Source organism: Rhizobium sp. PAMB 3182 (genome assembly GCF_052908355.1).
On record NZ_CM128607.1, the window covers coordinates 48,898 to 61,979 of the forward strand.

14 protein-coding genes and 1 tRNA gene are annotated in these 13,082 nt (G+C 61.4%); 12 read left to right on the forward strand and 3 right to left on the reverse strand.

Annotation, left to right across the window (positions count from 1 at the left end; genetic code table 11):
* Window positions 1-5 precede the first annotated feature (5 nt).
* The 5 genes from ACU5AZ_RS00315 to ACU5AZ_RS00335 all read left to right on the forward strand — a co-directional run bounded on the left by ACU5AZ_RS00315 (window position 6) and on the right by ACU5AZ_RS00335 (window position 3,270).
* Complete coding sequence (locus tag ACU5AZ_RS00315) at window positions 6-1,115, forward strand: hypothetical protein (protein ID WP_446824089.1); 1,110 nt, start codon at window positions 6-8, stop codon at window positions 1,113-1,115.
* A 96-nt stretch (window positions 1,116-1,211) separates the two neighbouring features.
* Window positions 1,212-2,120: a hypothetical protein gene (locus ACU5AZ_RS00320; protein ID WP_446824090.1), complete on the forward strand. Its 909-nt coding sequence runs from the start codon at window positions 1,212-1,214 to the stop codon at window positions 2,118-2,120.
* Between the two features lie 102 nt (window positions 2,121-2,222).
* On the forward strand, window positions 2,223-2,486 hold the full coding sequence (locus tag ACU5AZ_RS00325; protein ID WP_446824091.1) for a hypothetical protein: 264 nt from the start codon (window positions 2,223-2,225) through the stop codon (window positions 2,484-2,486).
* 141 nt (window positions 2,487-2,627) lie between these two features.
* A complete protein-coding gene (locus ACU5AZ_RS00330) occupies window positions 2,628-2,945 on the forward strand; it encodes a hypothetical protein (protein ID WP_446824092.1) in 318 nt (105 codons plus the stop codon).
* A gap of 118 nt (window positions 2,946-3,063) precedes the next feature.
* The gene (locus ACU5AZ_RS00335) at window positions 3,064-3,270 is read left to right on the forward strand and encodes a hypothetical protein (protein WP_446824093.1); all 207 of its coding nucleotides are present in this window, start codon (window positions 3,064-3,066) and stop codon (window positions 3,268-3,270) included.
* On the opposite strand, the gene ACU5AZ_RS00340 is transcribed toward ACU5AZ_RS00335, so the two are convergent.
* A complete protein-coding gene (locus tag ACU5AZ_RS00340) occupies window positions 3,249-3,434 on the reverse strand; it encodes a hypothetical protein (RefSeq protein ID WP_446824094.1) in 186 nt (61 codons plus the stop codon). The genes ACU5AZ_RS00335 and ACU5AZ_RS00340 overlap by 22 nt on opposite strands.
* 266 nt (window positions 3,435-3,700) lie before the next feature.
* Window positions 3,701-3,776 (reverse strand) — tRNA-Lys (locus ACU5AZ_RS00345).
* A gap of 237 nt (window positions 3,777-4,013) precedes the next feature.
* Between ACU5AZ_RS00345 and ACU5AZ_RS00350 the strand changes: the two genes are divergently transcribed.
* Window positions 4,014-4,760 (forward strand): cytochrome c biogenesis CcdA family protein, encoded by a 747-nt coding sequence (locus ACU5AZ_RS00350; RefSeq protein WP_446824114.1) that lies wholly within the window; start codon window positions 4,014-4,016, stop codon window positions 4,758-4,760.
* Between the two features lie 44 nt (window positions 4,761-4,804).
* Window positions 4,805-5,767 (forward strand): AEC family transporter, encoded by a 963-nt coding sequence (locus ACU5AZ_RS00355; protein WP_446824115.1) that lies wholly within the window; start codon window positions 4,805-4,807, stop codon window positions 5,765-5,767.
* Here the strand turns inward: ACU5AZ_RS00355 and ACU5AZ_RS00360 are convergent.
* A complete protein-coding gene (locus ACU5AZ_RS00360) occupies window positions 5,744-6,949 on the reverse strand; it encodes a UbiH/UbiF family hydroxylase (RefSeq protein ID WP_446824116.1) in 1,206 nt (401 codons plus the stop codon). The two genes, ACU5AZ_RS00355 and ACU5AZ_RS00360, sit on opposite strands and share 24 nt — an antisense overlap.
* Window positions 6,950-7,177: 228 nt before the next feature.
* On the opposite strand from ACU5AZ_RS00360, the gene pcsA reads away from it, so the two are divergent.
* The 5 genes from pcsA (at window position 7,178) to ACU5AZ_RS00385 (ending at window position 13,065) form a co-directional block, all read left to right on the forward strand.
* Window positions 7,178-7,909 (forward strand): phosphatidylcholine synthase, encoded by a 732-nt coding sequence (pcsA, locus tag ACU5AZ_RS00365; RefSeq protein WP_446824117.1) that lies wholly within the window; start codon window positions 7,178-7,180, stop codon window positions 7,907-7,909.
* A 106-nt stretch (window positions 7,910-8,015) separates the two neighbouring features.
* Window positions 8,016-9,086 (forward strand): BMP family ABC transporter substrate-binding protein, encoded by a 1,071-nt coding sequence (locus ACU5AZ_RS00370; protein WP_446824118.1) that lies wholly within the window; start codon window positions 8,016-8,018, stop codon window positions 9,084-9,086.
* Window positions 9,087-9,241: 155 nt separating this feature from the next.
* Entirely contained in the window at window positions 9,242-10,618 is a 1,377-nt protein-coding gene (gene glmU / locus ACU5AZ_RS00375) for a bifunctional UDP-N-acetylglucosamine diphosphorylase/glucosamine-1-phosphate N-acetyltransferase GlmU (protein ID WP_446824119.1), read from the forward strand.
* A gap of 126 nt (window positions 10,619-10,744) precedes the next feature.
* Entirely contained in the window at window positions 10,745-12,571 is a 1,827-nt protein-coding gene (gene glmS / locus ACU5AZ_RS00380) for a glutamine--fructose-6-phosphate transaminase (isomerizing) (protein WP_446824120.1), read from the forward strand.
* A complete protein-coding gene (locus ACU5AZ_RS00385; protein WP_446824121.1) occupies window positions 12,568-13,065 on the forward strand; it encodes a GNAT family N-acetyltransferase in 498 nt (165 codons plus the stop codon). The genes glmS and ACU5AZ_RS00385 overlap by 4 nt, the downstream gene beginning before the upstream one ends.
* The last annotated feature ends 17 nt before the right edge of the window (window positions 13,066-13,082 follow it).

A 13,082-nucleotide genomic window follows, 5' to 3' on the forward strand; every position in this document is an offset into this window, starting at 1 on the left:
ACAACATGACAAGGCTTTTGGCATTTGGTGACAGCATTACCACAGGGACAGGCGCCACCAACAGGACCACGAAAGGCTATGCGTATCTTCTTGCTTCGCAACTCGGCGCGACACTTTCGATGTTGGGGCAGTCTTCTGCACAGGCTGTTGATAAGTGCCCGACGCTGATGGCAAACCAGCCATCGGTTGGGGATTACTCTACCGTTTTCTTCGGCACCAACGAGCAGCACTATTGCTATACGGACCCGGCGACAGATCCCGACGCGGACGCCAAGAATGCGCTGCAGCGGCAGTATTTCCGGGATTGTATGAGGGCCTATGGTGTCCGTCTCGTTGCCAGCCCGAAGGCTATACTGCCGGCTAACGGCGCGATATTTTCCGGATCCGTGCTCACATCAGGTCTGGTTTATGGCTCCTACGGGCTTTCTGCGACAGGGGCAAAGGTGGTCTTCTCGGCGACTGGCGACAAGATCGCGCTCGGCTTCCTGAGACAGCGCAACAACACAAGTGCATTCTCGGTGAAAATCGACGATGTCTTGAAAGGTAACTATGCAAGCGGCGGCGACGTTCGCACGGAGCTCAATTCCGGCGCTGGTACGCAGCATGCACTGATGTCCTTCGTATACTCCGGTCTCGGTGCCGGCGTGCACAGCATCGAAATCACCGCAACACATGCGGCCGGTGCCGGGCATCTGGTCTTCCCGATCTTCTCGGTTGAGCTGGACGACGCAGACAAGCAGGTTGCGTTCATCAACGTACCGCTGGGGGCCTGCTACACAAACGGCGGTAATGATGCCAACACGGATGCCTACAATGCCGAAATCGCCGGCCTTGTTTCCGAGTTGCAGGGCTATGGTCTTGATGCCCGGCTGATCGATGTGCGCAGCGTTTTTTCGTTGAGTGATATGTATGACTGCCATCACCCGAATGATGCCGGCCATCAACTCATTGCCGATACCGCATATGCGGTCATGACCGGAGATCCGGGAACTCCCGTCGATCCGCCCGTCGATCCGGAACCCACGTATGAGCCAGTTTCCGTCGTGAAGGGCAGTGATGGAAAATTTTATGTCTATGATGGGTTGAATTACACCGAGATCGAGATGGCGCTCTAGCCGCGTCGATCGTGCTGCGCTATAGCCACGCCCGCATTTGACCGCACCCGGGCGGGCTTAACCTTTGAGGCTCCACAAGGACAAAGGAGCCTCGACATGGTGAAGCAACTGCCGAAAAGCATTCCTGCAACCGCGCTGGCGCTGCTGAAATTCATCTATTCGAAAGAGGCTCCCAAGGGCCACGACACGATTTTCGGCAATCGCCAGGGGCATCTCGACAAGCCGCTGACGACGATGACGGTCGGCGACGTGATCGAGCAGCAGAAGCTCTGGAGCAGCAAGAGCTGGGTGAAAAAGAACTGGGGCTATGGCACCGCCTCGAGCGCGGCGGGCGCGCCGCAGTTCATGCGCGACACGCTGATCAGCCTTGCCAAGGACTACGGCTTTTCCGGCACGCGGATCTTCAATCCGGGCTTTCAGGACACGCTCGCCTATTGCCTGCTCTTGCGCCGCAAGTTCGACGACTTCATTTCCGGGCGGATCTCGACGACCCGCTTCGGCCTCGAGCTTGCCAAGGAATGGGCGAGCTTTCCGGTGCTGGCCGACTGCCAGGGCGCGCACCGGCCCGTGAGGCGCGGGCAGAGCTACTACAACGGCGACGGGCTGAACAAGGCGCTGGTTTCGCCCGGCGAGGTGGAAAAGGTGCTGGAGGAGATCCTGGCGATGCGAAGCCGCAAGGAGGAGACCGGCGCGGCGGCCGCGCCGGTGCCGACCGGGCCCGGCGACCCCGGACAGCGGGCGCCGCTGGATCATGAACCGGCCGCTCCAAAAGTGCCGGAGAAGATCGCGGCGGAAAAGCTCGACAAGCCGATCGTCAAAAGCAAGACCGTGTGGATGTGGCTGACGACGATATTCGCTTCGTCCGGATCCGTCTTCGCTGCCTTCGCCGGCATGGATTGGCGCGCTCAGTTGCCGATGATGGCAATTGTCACGGCATTCGGCATTTATGCCATCCGTCGGCGCAAGGCCTTGGCCGAACTGTTCCGCGAGCTGAAGGAGGATTGAGAGATGGGCGAAGCTTTTGCAGCAATCTTCATCACCGTCGTCGTGGTTCTCGTCGTCGGCGCCATCCTGAAGAATATCAACGACCACATGGGAAGATAGCTCATGTCTTTGCCTGACCTCCCCCTGTCCTGGAAAATCGCGCTGGCGGCGTCTGTCGTGGCCGCCAGCGCGTTTGTCGTGGGCGGGGTGTATCTCACCGGCCGCCACGACGGCAAGGCGCTTGACGAGGCTGCAGCGGCGAAAGCGGCGCTGGAGCGGATCTCTGACATGGAGAAGAACAATGCGGACTTCCACAAGCTTGACGCTCGCGGCCGTTGTCGCGTGTTCATGCGTGACAGCCGCCTGCCAGTCGATACCTGCGACTAGCGGTTCCGGCTACCAGCTCACGCGCTTTTCCGATCCGACGGCCGCCAGGGCCGCCGCCCTCGATGCGACCGCCGGCCCGGCGATCGCTTCCAACAATCTGCAGTGCCGGAAGGATCCGGCGTGTTTGAAAGGACCGCACTAATGGCAAGGATCAAGCGTTTTACTGCCAATGACAGCTATCTGCCGGGGATCAACGGCGAGGCGATGCATGGCTATCGCATGCTGAAATATACCGGCGACCTGGGCGGCGGCACGCTGTCGGTCTCGTCGCTGTCGCTCGACACTGACCCCGACACGGGAGCCACGATCGAGACGCCGGTGGCGGACGGCAAGCTGGATGCGGCGAGCGTCGACGGCAATGGCGACGCGCGCAAGCAGCTGGCGTTCCAGACGAGCGGGCCGATCAAGGTGACGCTTTCCGGCGCGACCGACCCCGATTGCAAGGTGATCGTCGAATAGCCGCGAAAGGGCCGCATTGATGGACGATATCTGGAAGTGGCTGCTTGGCCTATTCGTGACATTGGCTGCAGCTGCCTTCTGGAAGATCTGGGATCGGTTCGGGAAGCAGGATGAAAAGATGAGCGCAACAGCCAAGGACCTGCATGCCCGTATCGACCGGACGAACGACCGGGTGCAGCAGGTGCGCGACGAGCATGTGCGCAAGGATGACTTTCGGGAAATGCGCAGCGAGATGCGCGAGGACATGAAAGCCGTCCGCGAGCAGCTGGACCAACTGATCCAGCTGCAGAACCGACCGAGCCGTCAGCGCAACGGCGGACAGTGAAGCGCCTTGCGCATGCGATCCAGATAGTCTCCAAAGACGTATAGCAGGGTAACGATCAGTGGATAGATTTGCGACAAGTCGCCATCCGCGCTTTCCAGTGTGTTAAGCCCGAGATCCTTTAATGCGTCCAACGTGTTCAAATGGTCTTCGATCTGCTCTTGCATTGTTCCGTCCCTCTTAATGCGCTTGCGGGACAATTAATCGAATATTTCCCATTACTGATAAACTCCCAGAACTGGCAGTCTTTTCTCGACGTCAGATCAACGGGTTTGTGCTTTGTGCCGGTCTGGTGCTGGTAGACCCAGAAATGACCGGAACAGGGCGGAAACACCGTGCGACATTCGTGCGACTTTTTCAGTCGCAAAATGTCGCACAGAAGTCGCACAAAAGTCGCAAACTTTGGGAATTTGTAATGATTTCAGTGGTTTGATGGTGAGCGCGCAGGGATTCGAACCCTGGACCTACTGATTAAAAGTCAGTTGCTCTACCGGCTGAGCTACGCGCTCCCAAGACGAAGGATTCTTGCCCCCGCTGGAATGGCGCGGAACATATTTGCGGGGTGGTATGTGGTCAACCCATAAAATTGCATTTTGCCTGGCGAAAATCAAAGGTCATTTGATGCTTCTTGCCTGTGGCAATAAGTTGACTGGCATGTGATCGCCCGACGCTTTATTGAGGCCTTTGCCGTGGCCCGTTTTGTGCGGGCCGGACCATGGAAGCCTGAACTGCCGGAGCCGAATACCGTGTCGATTGCTGAAATTTCGCTCCTGAGCGCGCTCATTGCCGGTGCTCTGTCCTTTCTGTCACCCTGCGTCCTGCCGCTGGTGCCGCCCTATCTCTGCTATATGGCCGGCGTTTCGGTGGAGGACTTCCGGGGCGGTACGAACGGCACCGCGTCGGCCACGCGGCGCACCGTCATGCTGTCGGCGCTGTTCTTCACGCTCGGTTTTGCCACCGTCTTCGTGGCGCTCGGGGCAGGGGCGTCCACCATCGGACAGCTGTTGCGCCAGCATCTCGACGTTCTCGCCAAGATCGGCGGGCTGATCATCGTCGTGATGGGCCTGAATTTCCTCGGCGTCTTCCGGCTGGGTTTCCTGGCGCGCGAAGCGCGTTTCCAGGGCGGCGGCAAGCCGGCGACGCTGTCGGGCGCCTATATAATGGGACTGGCCTTCGCCTTCGGCTGGACGCCCTGCATCGGACCGGTTCTCGGCGCGATCCTCGGTGTGGCCGCTTCGCGCGAGACTGTTGGCGACGGCGCATTCCTGCTCGCCGTCTACTCGCTCGGCCTTGCCGTGCCGTTCTGGATTGCCGCCAGCTTTTCCGGCGCCTTCATGCGTTTCCTGTCGCGCTTCCGCAAGCATCTGGGTCTGGTCGAGAAGGCCATGGGGGCGCTCCTGGTGCTGACGGGCCTGGCCTTCATGCTCGGATATATCAGCGATCTGGCAATCTGGTTCCAATCGACCTTTCCAATCCTGTCGCAAATCGGCTAACTGCATACCGTTGATCGCGGAATGATTGCAGGCAAGACGAACGCATGGGAAATATTGTCGGACTACTGGCGCCGTTTTTCGGGCTGATCATCGTCGGTTTCGTCGCAGCGCGGATCACCAGGCAGGATCAGGCGGCGCTCGGCTGGATGAACACGTTCATCATCTATGCCGCCCTGCCGGCGCTGTTCTTCAAGCTGGTTTCCGGAACGCCGATCGAGGAGCTGACGCGCTTCGACTTCATCCTCACCGATCTCGGCGCGACCTACCTGATTTTCATCCTCGTATTCGCCGTCGGCTATCTCGTTCGGCGCAATTCGTTTGCCGACTGCACCATCCAGTCCTTTGCGGGCGCCTACGGCAACATCGGTTACATGGGACCGGGGATTGCGCTGCTCGCCTTCGGCGAAAAGGCCGCCGTTCCGGTGGCGCTGATCGTCTGCTTTGAGAACGCGCTGCATTTCGTCGTGGCGCCGGCGATGATGGCATTGGCCGGCGATGACAAGCGCAGCCCGCTGCAACTGGTCGCGGCGATCGCGCAGAAGGTTTTCCTGCACCCATTCATCCTGTCGGCGGCCGCAGGCTTCGTGGTTGCTGCCTCCGGTCTGGAGGTGCCGAGCGCATTCCAGAACTTCGTCAATTATCTCGCCCAGGCTGCCGCACCCTGCGCGCTGTTTGCCATGGGCGTGACGCTGGCGCTGCGGCCGGTCAAGCGCGTGCCGGCGGAGATTTATTATATCGTCCCGGTCAAGCTGATCCTGCATCCGATCGTCGTCTATCTGGCGCTGGCCAGCGTCGGCGGCTTCGATCCGGCGTGGGTCTATTCGGCTGTCCTGCTCGCCGCCCTGCCGACGGCGACCAATGTCTTCGTCATTGGCCAGCAGTACGGCGTGTGGCAGGAGCGGGCGTCGGCGACGGTGCTGATCACCACCACGCTCTCGATCGTCAGCGTCACGGCGCTGCTCTACGTGATCGACAGCGGCCTGCTACCGCCCGAACTTTTCCCTTAGCGCCTTCGGCAGCGAGAATATTCCGCCACCCGGCTGCACGCCTTCGCGCATCACGAGATGGCGCAGCGGCGAAACCGTGTCGAGCACGTGCAGTCCGGCGGCGCGCAGCATCTGCACCGGCAGGAACCCTGAGAGCAGCGTTCGGTTCAGGAGGTCGACGCTGGCGGTCCGGCTCATGATGTCGGCGCGACGCTTCCAGTCGAATCGGGTGCCGGCGTCGGCGGTAATCGGCTTGTTACCGGTTGCAGCCAGGACATCGGTCAGAGCGATCACATCGCGAAGGCTGAGGTTGAGACCCTGCGCGCCGATTGGCGGAAAGACGTGGGAGGCCTCGCCGACAAGCGCGATGCGGCCCTTGCCGAATCGGTCGGCCATCAGTCCGGAGAGCGGCCATGCCTGGACGCCGTCTTCGACGGTGACGCGCCCGAGCAGCGACTGCATGCGGTCTTCGACCTTCCGGCTCAGCGCCTCCAGTGGCAGCGCCATGAGATCGTCTGCCTGCTCGGGCTTGACGACCCAGACGAGGCTCGATCGCTTGCCGCCGGGCAGGGGAACCTGGGTGAACGGTCCCGTCTCCGTGTGGAACTCGGTGGAGATGTTTTCATGCGGCAGGTCGTGGGCGAAGTTCAACACCAAGGCCGATTGCGGGTAGGACCATGTTCGGGTGCCGATACCGGCGCTCGTGCGGACCAGTGAATTGCGGCCGTCGGCGCCGATGACGAAGTCCGCGGCAAATGTGGTGCCGTCGTCGAGACCGACCGTCACGGCGGCGTCCGTGATGTCTATGCTTTGCGCCTTGGTATCCAAGCGCGTGATATTGGGGTCGGCGGCGATCGCCGTTTCCAGAATGGCGTTCAGGGCGCTGTTGGGGAAATTGTAGCCGAAGGCCTCGAGGCCGATGTCGCCGGCGCGGAAGGAGACGATCGGCGCACGCAGAAGACGGTCGGTTCCGTCGATGATCCGCATGTGCTTGAGTCCTGCGGACTGTCCCTTCAGGTCCTGCCAGATGCCGAGGCGGTCGATGAAGGCGATCGACTGGTCCATCAGCGCCGTGGTGCGCCTGTCGTCCCTGTTGGCCGGCGGCGCCACGAATGCCACCTTGCGGCCTGCTCTCGCCAGCGCCAGCGCTGCCAGCGATCCCGCCGGTCCCGCTCCGACAACACCGATTTCATAATCGCTCATGACCGTCACCCCGTCATTCTCATCACGTCCGCTTCTCACCCTTATCTAGCGTCGCCCGGCAAGCAAATCCATGGGGCGGAACGGCGCAGGCTCCAGATTGCATCCCCTTGGCCCGAGTCATTTTTGTGCTGTACGTTACAGGCAAATACAGTATCAGGACTCACATGTGTGGGCTGCCGGGATCTCGATCCTGGTGGTGCCGGCCGAAAAGGGGTGGAAACGGCGAACATGAAGATCTTCAATTACAGGCGGGTGCCCTATGCGGAAATCCGGGCATTCTCCGTCCATATCCTGACGGCGTCCGGTTCGTTCCTGGCATTCCTCGGTGTCGTGGCGGCGGCGGAGTCGCGCTTCATCGACATGTTCTGGTGGCTTGGGCTGGCACTCGCCGTCGATGGCATCGACGGGCCGATCGCCCGCAAGCTGAAGGTGAAGGAAGTCCTGCCGAACTGGTCCGGCACGATGCTCGACAATGTCATCGACTACGTGACCTACGTGCTGCTGCCGGCCTTTGCGCTCTACCAGAAGCACATGATCGGCGAGCCCTGGTCCTTCGTGGCAGCCGGGGCGATCGTCATGTCCAGCGCGATCTATTACGCCGATATGGGCATGAAGACGGAGGAGAATTTTTTCTCCGGCTTCCCGGTCGTGTGGAACATGATCATCTTTTCGCTGTTCGTGGTGGATGCCAGCGAGAACGCCGCCATGGTGGTGATCTTCGTGTCGGTCATCCTGACCTTCCTGCCGATCAACTTCCTGCATCCCGTGCGGGTGGAGCGGCTGCGGCCGCTCAATCTCGGCATCTTTCTGCTGTGGTGTCTGCTCGGCGGCATTTCGTTGCTCCGGCACTTCGAGATGGCATCATGGATGGTGTGGTTGTTCATCGCCTGTGGTATCTACCTTTACGTGATCGGGGCGGTACTGCAATTCTTTCCGAATCTTGGAAAAAAAATCGCCTAGGCCAAGCAAAACCACTTCTCGCCACAGTGATATTGCTTACTTTGCTGCGAGATTCCGATTGTATGGCGGGAAATCCTGCCGACCGCAGACGCTAGCGGGAGAGGGTATGAGGAAAACAATTGTCACGCTGCTGATCCTTGCTTGCGGAAGCTTGGGGATAACGGCGGCACGGGCGGACGAAAAGCCGAAGATCTGTTTCATCTATGCCGGGTCGAAGACCGACGGAGCGTGGAGTCAGGCCCACGAACAGGGCCGTCAGGCCCTGCAGGAGAAGTTCGGCGACAAAATCCAGACGAGCTATCTGGAAAACATTCTCGAGGGTCCGGAGGCCGAAGGGGTAATCCAGAAGCAGGCTGCTTCCGGTTGCCAGATGATCTTTGCGACCTCGTTCGGCTTCATGGAGCCGGTGCTGAAGGTGGCGGCCGATTTTCCCGACGTGAAGTTCGAATATGCCAGCGGCTACAAGGTCTCCGGCAATGTCGCCACCTATACGTCGCGCTTCTATGAGGGGCGCTATATCGCCGGGCAGATCGCGGCCAAAGTATCGAAGACCGGCGTTGCGGGCTATGTCGCCTCGTTTCCGATCCCGGAGGTTATCCGCGGGATCGACGCCTTCCTGCTTGGCGGACGCTCCGTCGACCCCGCGTTCAAGCTGAAGGTCGGCTGGGCAAACGCCTGGTTCGATCCCGGCGTCGAGGCCGACGTGACCAAGAAGCTGATCGGCGAAGGCGCCGACGTGATCACCCAGCACACCGACAGCGCCGCACCGATGCAGGTCGCCGAGGAAATGGGCGTCAAGGCGTTCGGCCAGGCGTCCGACATGATCTCCGTCGGTCCGCATGCACAGCTGTCGGCGATCATGGACACCTGGGGCGCCTATTACATTCGCCGGGTCCAGGCGTTTCTCGATGGCAAGTGGGAGGCGCAGCGGAGCTGGGAAGGACTGGCCGATGGCATTCTGACGATGGCGCCTTACACCAACATGCCGGACGACGTTAAGGCGATGGCGGAGGCTACCGAGAAGAAGATCAAGTCCGGGGAGTTGAAGCCTTTCAGCGGGCCCATCCACAAGCAGGATGGCAGCCTCTGGCTTCCGGATGGCGAGACGGCAGACGACCGCACGCTTCTGGGGCTGAATTTCCTGGTCCAGGGCGTGGAAGGCGAGATGCCGCACTGACAAACGGCCCGGCTTGAACCGTTTTTCCGTCATCACAGATTTCATTTAGCGACGATCGGATTCTGTTGCTATCAATCCCGGCGGCCTGTCGACTGACGGCCGGGCTTCATCCCGCCCACGGGCATGTGGCGAACGATCAATTCGGAGAAGAGAGAATGAACGACCGTACCTGTCTCGCGATCGTCCTTGCCGCCGGCGACAGCACGCGGATGAAATCGAACAAATCCAAGGTCCTGCATCCGATCGCCGGGCGTCCGATGATAGCCCATGTGATGGCCGCTGTGGCCGCCACCGGGATCGCGGATGCGGCGCTGGTGGTCGGCCGCAATGCCGACGAGGTGGCCAAGGCCGCCTCCGTCGATGGTCTGGCCGTGGAGGCGTTCCTGCAGACCGAGCGCCTTGGAACCGGACATGCCGTACTCACGGCGCGTGAGGCGATCGAGCGTGGCTATGACGATATCCTCGTCACCTATGGCGACGTGCCGTTGGTGACCGCCGCGCCGTTTCTCGCCGCCCGTGAAGGCCTTGCCGCAGGAAACGACGTGGTCGTCATCGGCTTCGAGACGGCCAAGCCGACCGGCTATGGCCGGCTGATCGTCGAGAACGGCGAGCTTCTGGCGATCCGCGAGGAAAAGGATGCCTCCGACGAGGAGCGCAAGATCACCCGCTGCAACAGTGGCCTGATGGCGATCAACGGCCGGAAGGCGATCGATCTTCTGAGCCGGATCGGCAACCAGAACGCCAAGGGTGAGTATTACCTGACGGACCTCGTCGAGATCGCCCGCTCGCTCGGTGGACGGACATCGGTCGTCGATGCGCCGGAAACCGAACTCGCCGGCTGCAACAATCGCGCCGAACTGGCGATGATCGAACGCTTCTGGCAGGAGCGCCGTCGCCATGAGCTGATGGTCTCCGGCGTGACGATGATTGCCCCGGAAACGGTGTTTCTCGCCTATGATACCGAGATTGACCAGGACGCTTTGATCGAGCCCAATGTCGTGTTCGGCCCGGGTGTGACGATCGACGGCGGCGCGGTGATCCATGCCTTTTCGCATATCGAGGGCGCGCATGTTTCTGCCGGCGCTTCGGTCGGCCCGTTTGCACGGCTGAGGCCGGGCGCCGATCTGGCGGAAGGATCGAAGGTCGGCAATTTCTGCGAGGTGAAGAATGCCGACATCGGCAAGGGCGCCAAGGTCAATCACCTCAGCTATATCGGTGACGCTTCCGTCGGGGCCGACGCGAATATCGGCGCCGGGACGATCACCTGCAACTACGACGGGGTGAACAAGCACCATACGGACATCGGGGCAGGGGCTTTCATCGGATCGAACTCCGCGCTTGTCGCCCCGGTCAGCATCGGCGTGAACGCGCTCGTCGCGTCCGGCAGCGTGATCACCGAGAACGTGCCGGATGAAGCGCTTGCGCTCGGCCGCGCACGCCAGGAGATGAAGCCGGGCCGGGCAACCGTCATCCGCGAGCGCAACCTCGCCATCAAGGCCGCCAAGAAAGCGGCGAAGGATGCCGGCCGCTGACGTCGGTCGCGACAGAGGCAATTTGTCCATTAACCTGCCGAAATTCAATGTGAATCGGCAAGGATTGCGTATTGCGCCGGAATGGTTAGGAGTGCTGCAACCGAGTGATAAGCGCAGGGTTGTTGCATGTGTGGAATTGTTGGAATTGTCGGCAAGGCGCCGGTTGCGGAACGTCTGGTCGATGCGCTGAAGCGTCTGGAATATCGCGGCTATGATTCCGCCGGCGTGGCGACCGTTCATGACGGCGTGATGGACCGCCGTCGCGCGCCCGGCAAGCTCTTCAATTTGGAAAAGAAGCTCGACGGCGAACCGCTGGCCGGTCTCACGGGCATTGCGCACACGCGCTGGGCGACGCATGGCGTGCCGAACGAGACCAATGCCCATCCGCATTTCGTCGACGGCGTTGCCGTCGTCCACAACGGCATCATCGAGAACTTTTCCGAGTTGCGGGACGAGCTGACCGTCGCCGGCGCTGTGTTTTCGACACAGACCGATACGGAAGTCGTCGCCCATCTGATCGCGCATTACCTGAAAGCCGGCATGTCCAACCGCGAGGCGGTTCTGGCGACGCTGGGGCGGGTCACGGGCGCGTTCGCACTTGCCGTCATGTTCCGCAACGATCCCGGCACGATCATCGGCGCGCGCTCCGGTCCGCCGCTTGCCATCGGCTATGGCCGCGGCGAGATGTTCCTCGGCTCCGACGCGATCGCGCTTTCGCCGTTCACCAGCGAGATCACCTATCTCGCCGACGGCGATTGCGCGGTGATTACCGCCGAGGATGCGGAGATCATCGACTTTTCCGGCAAGCCGGTCAGCCGTCCCCGGCAGATCTCGCAGGCGACCGCCTATGTGGTCGACAAGGGCAACCACAAGCACTTCATGGAGAAGGAAATCTATGAGCAGCCCGAGGTAATTTCGCACGCGCTCGGACATTATGTCGACTTCTCCACCAATCGTGTCTCGAAGGTCGCCGACGGGATCGATTTCGCCTCCGCGACGGGTCTGGCGATCTCCGCCTGCGGCACGGCCTATCTGGCCGGACTGGTCGGAAAGTACTGGTTCGAGCGCTATGCGCGCCTGCCGGTGGAGATTGACGTCGCATCGGAGTTCCGCTACCGCGAGATGCCGCTGGCGCCGACGCAGGCAGCGCTCTTCATTTCGCAGTCCGGCGAGACGGCCGACACACTGGCATCGCTGCGCTATTGCCGCGGGCAGGGGCTGAAGATCGGCGCGGTCGTCAATGTGACCGAATCGACGATCGCGCGTGAGGCGGATGCGATCTTCCCGACGCTGGCCGGTCCGGAGATCGGGGTCGCCTCCACCAAGGCATTCACCTGCCAGCTCGGCGTTCTGGCGTCACTGGCGATCGCGGCGGCCAAGGCGCGCGGGACCATCGATGCGGCGGACGAGCAGGCGATGGTCAAGCACCTCGCCGAAATGCCGCGCATCATGTCGCGGGTTTTAAACCTCATCCAGCCGCAGATGGAATCGCTGGCGCGCGAACTGTCTCGCTGCCGGGACGTGCTCTATCTTGGCCGCGGCACCAGCTATCCGCTCGCCATGGAAGGCGCGCTGAAGCTGAAGGAGATTTCCTATATCCACGCCGAGGGCTATGCCGCAGGCGAATTGAAGCATGGCCCGATCGCGCTGATCGACGAAAACATGCCGGTGATCGTGATTGCGCCGCATGACCGCTTCTTCGAGAAGACCGTCTCCAACATGCAGGAGGTCGCCGCGCGCGGCGGCAGGATCATCTTCATCACGGACGAGAAGGGCGCCTCGGCCTCGAACCTGCCGACCATGGCGACTATCGTGCTGCCGAATGTCGACGAGATCATCGCGCCGATGGTCTTCTCGCTGCCCATCCAGCTGATCGCCTACCATACGGCTGTCTTCATGGGTACGGACGTCGACCAGCCGCGCAACCTCGCCAAGTCGGTGACGGTGGAATGATCGCCATCAGGCCGGAAAAGGAAGAGGATTGCTCGGCGATCGAGCAGGTGACGCGGGCGGGCTTCCTCGACATGCCCTTTGCCGCCGGGTACGAACATCTCATTCCTGCGCGGTTGCGTGACAAAGGGGCTCTTTCGCTATCCCTCGTGGCGGAGGCGGAAGGCCGGGTCATCGGTCATGCGGCTTATTCGGCCGTGAGTTTGAGCGACGGCACTGCCGGATGGTACGGACTCGGTCCGATCTCGGTGGTACCCGCCCATCAGCGGACCGGGGTGGGCAGCCGGTTGATCGAGACTGGTCTCAATGAGCTTAAGGAGCGCGGCGCCGCCGGCTGCGTCGTCCTCGGCGATCCGAATTATTACATGCGCCACGGATTCGTTCAGCACACGGGACTGATTTACGCCGGTGCGCCGGCGGCCTATTTCATGGCCATCGGCTTTGCCGGACCGTTTCCGAAGACCGCAGTCCACTTCGACCCAGCCTTCAATCCCTGACGGCTCGCGGGAATTTT

What these genes read in the sequence shown, in the direction of transcription:
- ACU5AZ_RS00315 (WP_446824089.1), top strand. Translation starts at nt 6, where the DNA reads ATGACAAGGCTTTTGGCATTTGGTGACAGCATTACCACAGGGACAGGC.
- ACU5AZ_RS00320 (WP_446824090.1), top strand. Translation starts at nt 1,212, where the DNA reads ATGGTGAAGCAACTGCCGAAAAGCATTCCTGCAACCGCGCTGGCGCTG.
- ACU5AZ_RS00325 (WP_446824091.1), top strand. Translation starts at nt 2,223, where the DNA reads ATGTCTTTGCCTGACCTCCCCCTGTCCTGGAAAATCGCGCTGGCGGCG.
- ACU5AZ_RS00330 (WP_446824092.1), top strand. Translation starts at nt 2,628, where the DNA reads ATGGCAAGGATCAAGCGTTTTACTGCCAATGACAGCTATCTGCCGGGG.
- ACU5AZ_RS00335 (WP_446824093.1), top strand. Translation starts at nt 3,064, where the DNA reads ATGAGCGCAACAGCCAAGGACCTGCATGCCCGTATCGACCGGACGAAC.
- ACU5AZ_RS00340 (WP_446824094.1), bottom strand. Translation starts at nt 3,434, where the DNA reads ATGCAAGAGCAGATCGAAGACCATTTGAACACGTTGGACGCATTAAAG.
- ACU5AZ_RS00355 (WP_446824115.1), top strand. Translation starts at nt 4,805, where the DNA reads ATGGGAAATATTGTCGGACTACTGGCGCCGTTTTTCGGGCTGATCATC.
- ACU5AZ_RS00360 (WP_446824116.1), bottom strand. Translation starts at nt 6,949, where the DNA reads ATGAGCGATTATGAAATCGGTGTTGTCGGAGCGGGACCGGCGGGATCG.
- pcsA (WP_446824117.1), top strand. Translation starts at nt 7,178, where the DNA reads ATGAAGATCTTCAATTACAGGCGGGTGCCCTATGCGGAAATCCGGGCA.
- ACU5AZ_RS00370 (WP_446824118.1), top strand. Translation starts at nt 8,016, where the DNA reads ATGAGGAAAACAATTGTCACGCTGCTGATCCTTGCTTGCGGAAGCTTG.
- glmU (WP_446824119.1), top strand. Translation starts at nt 9,242, where the DNA reads ATGAACGACCGTACCTGTCTCGCGATCGTCCTTGCCGCCGGCGACAGC.
- glmS (WP_446824120.1), top strand. Translation starts at nt 10,745, where the DNA reads ATGTGTGGAATTGTTGGAATTGTCGGCAAGGCGCCGGTTGCGGAACGT.
- ACU5AZ_RS00385 (WP_446824121.1), top strand. Translation starts at nt 12,568, where the DNA reads ATGATCGCCATCAGGCCGGAAAAGGAAGAGGATTGCTCGGCGATCGAG.